The sequence below is a fragment of the Dielma fastidiosa genome, assembly GCF_003475485.1.
GTDB lineage: Bacteria > Bacillota_I > Bacilli_A > Erysipelotrichales > Erysipelotrichaceae > Dielma > Dielma fastidiosa.
The window spans coordinates 1-3,952 of the sequence record NZ_QRQL01000017.1 but is presented as its reverse complement, the minus strand read 5'-3'; the positions used below and the strand labels follow the sequence as shown (position 1 = coordinate 3,952).

The 3,952-nt window shown below is 42.4% G+C and carries 4 protein-coding genes; all 4 read left to right on the top strand.

Annotation, left to right across the window (positions count from 1 at the left end; genetic code table 11):
• Positions 1–72 precede the first annotated feature (72 nt).
• Entirely contained in the window at positions 73–930 is an 858-nt protein-coding gene (locus tag DWZ33_RS17820; RefSeq protein ID WP_118456165.1) for a radical SAM/SPASM domain-containing protein, read from the top strand.
• Complete coding sequence (locus tag DWZ33_RS17815; protein ID WP_118456167.1) at positions 930–2,306, top strand: MATE family efflux transporter; 1,377 nt, start codon at positions 930–932, stop codon at positions 2,304–2,306. Before DWZ33_RS17820 ends, DWZ33_RS17815 begins: the two co-directional genes overlap by 1 nt.
• Positions 2,303–3,451 carry an amidohydrolase gene (locus DWZ33_RS17810; RefSeq protein WP_420841423.1) on the top strand — a complete coding sequence of 383 codons (1,149 nt, stop codon included), beginning with the start codon at positions 2,303–2,305 and terminating at the stop codon, positions 3,449–3,451. Before DWZ33_RS17815 ends, DWZ33_RS17810 begins: the two co-directional genes overlap by 4 nt.
• Positions 3,452–3,710: 259 nt before the next feature.
• On the top strand, positions 3,711–3,952 hold a 242-nt coding region (locus DWZ33_RS17805), incomplete at its 3' end, for a hypothetical protein (RefSeq protein WP_220452470.1).

The window sequence follows — 3,952 nt, the reverse complement described above, 5'->3', positions numbered from 1 at the left end:
CTCCCGTGAAGATAACTAGCTGCCAGGTGATCGACCCTTCATTGGGTCTTTTTTTTGTTGGAGGAGGGCAGTATGCGGTTTAAAAAGATTTATGTGGAAATTACTAATGTCTGCAATATGCATTGCTCATTCTGTATCCAAAATAAACGGCCTCAGCATTTTATGACCATCGATGAATTCAGTCATGTCATTAATGAAATCAAGCCTTATACAAGCATGATCTATCTGCATGTTCTTGGTGAGCCGCTGCTTCATCCCCAGCTGTTTGACTTTATGAAGCTGGCAGAGGCTGCCGGCTTGTTTGTGCAGCTGACAACCAATGCCACCTTGATTGACAGGTGCCTGAACGGATTATGTGAAGCACACAATCTGCGGCAGATTAATATCTCCGTTCATAGCTTTGCACAGCATAGTGAATCAGAGCAGCTGGCTTACTTGAAAAGTATCAGTGACGCCGCACGTAGGCTCAGTGATGCTGATAAATACGTTTCTTTGCGCTTATGGAATATGCGCGGTGATGAGCCGTCTGCCGAAACAAAGCAAGCAATGGGATTTTTTGAAAATGAATTTCAGACAGCCATCAATGCCGGTGAGCGTCGTCAGTCAATAAAACTGATGAAGCAGGTGTTTCTTCAATTTGATGAGGTATTTCAATGGCCTGATCTTGCCAATCCCTATGTTTCCGATACCGGCCGCTGTCTAGGCTGGCGTCAGATGTGCGGCATTTTATGTGATGGCACAGTAGTGCCCTGCTGTCTTGATAGTCAAGGCATTGAATCAATGGGAAATGTTTTTCAAACATCTTTTTCGGATATTGTAACAAATAAAGCAAATGCTGCTATGCTTGATGAGCTGAAAAGTGGTACAATTAAACGTAAGCTTTGTCAGCATTGTTCATATCGCTTACGTTTTCAAAAGGGAGGAATTTAATGAATACAAAAAGTAATAAAATGGCTACCATGCCTATACCTAAATTAGTTTTAAATATGTCACTGCCTGCAATCCTGGCAATGACGGTGCAGGCTTTATATAACATTGTCGATTCATACTTTGTAGCGAAGGATACATTAAGCGGCTTGACAGCTGTTTCACTCGCTTTCCCAATCCAAATGATCATTGTCGCATTATCGGTTGGTATCGGGGTAGGTATCAACTCATGCGTATCAAGAAATCTTGGCGCTCACAATGAGGAAGACGCGATTAATACCGCAGAACATGGATTGGTGCTGACTATGTGTCTGTATCTGATTTTATTGCTGCTGGGGTTGTTTGCCGTTGATTTATACATACCGCTGTTCACCAGCGATCCAGCTGTCATTACATCTGGCATTGCTTATACGAAGATCGTATTGATTTTCTCATTCTCACAGATGCTTGCGCAAAGCATTATCTCAATTCTTCAGGGAACCGGGGATATGGTTTCATCGATGTATGTGCAGCTGACAGGGGCGATTGCTAACTGTATCTTAGACCCAATTATGATCTTTGGTTTGTTTGGCTGTCCTGCACTGCATGTAGCGGGAGCTGCTTATGCGACGGTCATCGGCCAATTTCTGTCATTGCTGCTGGCATTATTTCTGCTGTACCGCAAAAGGGATAAACTGCCGATTTCATTGCGCACCTTTAAATTCAGACCTTCTATTTTGACCAATATTATTCGCATCGGCCTGCCTTCCGCGGTTATGCAGGCGGTAGGTTCAGTTATGGTTACCGGCATGAACTTGATTTTATCACAGTTTGGTGACGCAGCGATCACGGTTATGGGTATCTATTTCAAGCTGCAAAGCTTTGCGTTTATGCCTTTGTTTGGTATGAATCAGGGTGTCTTGCCGATCCTGAGCTTCAATTACGGTGCTCAGATCAAAAGCCGCTTTATGCAGGCACGGCGCTTCGCAACCAATCTGGCACTTGGCTATACATTGATTGCTTTAGCTGTATTCCAGCTCTTTCCTGAACAGCTGATGGCAATCTTCTCCGCTGAGGGAGAAATTATGGCGCTGGGCATTGTATCCCTGCGGATTTTAAGTCTTGCTTTCCCAATCGCGGCAATCAGCATTTCGCTTTCACCGGTCTTTCAGTCATTGGAACGAGCTTCAATTACGATGATTACTTCCATCCTGCGTCAGCTGGGCTTGCTGCTGCCTTTATCATGGCTGCTCTTTAAGCTGTTTGGCGCCTATGTCGGCTGGCTCGCATTCCCGATTGCGGAATTGATCGCGACGATTTATAATATAGTCATGTATCGTAAAGTAAAAGTAGAAATTATTGACAGAATGCCTGATAAGGCTGAGGAGGTAGCAGTATGATTTTACTTAAAAACGGAACCGTTTATACAATGGACGAAGCCGGTGTGTTTGTCGGTGATGTAAAGTTTGACCAAGGCAAAATTGTCGCCGTCGGCAAAGATTTGTCAGCGGATGGCTGTGAGGTTATCGACTGTACTGGCAAGAATATTTATCCTGGTTTTATTGACGGTCATTCGCATTTGGGAATGCAGGAATCAAGCATTCGTTTTGAAGGTGATGATGTAAATGAAATGAGTGATCCTCTGACTCCGCATGTACGTGCTATCGACGCGCTGAATCCGATGGATGAGACAATTCATAACGCGGCTTGCGGCGGTGTTACGACGGTATGTTCCGGGCCGGGCAGCGCGAATGTGATCGGCGGAACCTTTGCCATCTGGAAAACGAATGGACATGTGATTGATAAAATGGTAATCAATCCAATGGCGGCGATGAAATGTGCTTTTGGTGAAAATCCTAAGCGTGTATACAGTGATAATAAGATTAAGACAAGGATGCAGACTGCCGCTTATCTGCGTGAAACATTAATGAAGACCAAGGAATATATGGCTAAAAAAGCATTGGCTGGTGATGATATAAGCAAGCAGCCGGCTTATGATATGAAGTTGGAGGCGATGATTCCGGTTCTTGAAAAGAAAATCCCTTTAAAAACGCATGCTCACCGTGCTGACGATATTCTCACCGCCCTGCGGATTGCCCGTGAATTTGATGTGCTGATGACGCTGGATCATTGCACAGAGGGTCATCTGATTGTCGATGAGGTAAAAGCAAGCGGCTTCCCGGCTTTTGTCGGACCGTCATTAACTGATAAGTCAAAGTTTGAATTAAAAAATCTTACTTTCGCGACTGCCGGTATCTTAAATAAAGCCGGTGTTAAAATTGCTTTAATTACTGACGCACCGGTAATTCCTCAGGAATATCTGCCGCTGTGTGCCGGACTGGCCTGCAAGAAGGGCTTGGCTGAAATGGAAGCTTTAAAAGCTATCACGATCAATCCAGCGGAAATCTTAGGTATCGCGGATCGTGTCGGTTCATTAACTGCTGGGAAGGATGCTGATATCGTAGTCAGTGACGGCAATATATTTAATACCTTGACGAATGTAAATTATACATTCATCAACGGGGAAATGGTTTATCAATTCTAAAATACAGGCACTGAATCATTCAGTGTCTTTTTTATTATATAGGAAATTTCATTTTCAAGCATCAAATCACCAATATCTCATTATGAAAAGTGATCTAAAAAATGATAAAACTTGATGAAATTATCGTGTAAATATGGTATACTATAAGTAATAAAAAACATATATTTAATCATTAAATTCAACCTAAGCATCACCTAGTTTCCTTTGTATCAATCGAATCTCAGTGGATGCTTTTTTGTTCAAGGGTAGGGGAACATCAATGAAGTGTTTATCTTATTCAAATCGTTTCTATTATAAAGAGTTATCCGAAGAAGATGCGAGTTGTATTAAGAAGGATTTGATCCTGTATAACTCTATGCTTCATACAGCTTATAAGAAACTCTATTTAACTTGTTTTCATGGTGTCAAGGATGCAGTCTCTTTACAAAAACAACTAAAAGCAAAATATGGTACGAATGATTATTTTCCTTCATCTGCAATACATGAAGCCAGAGCTCTGCT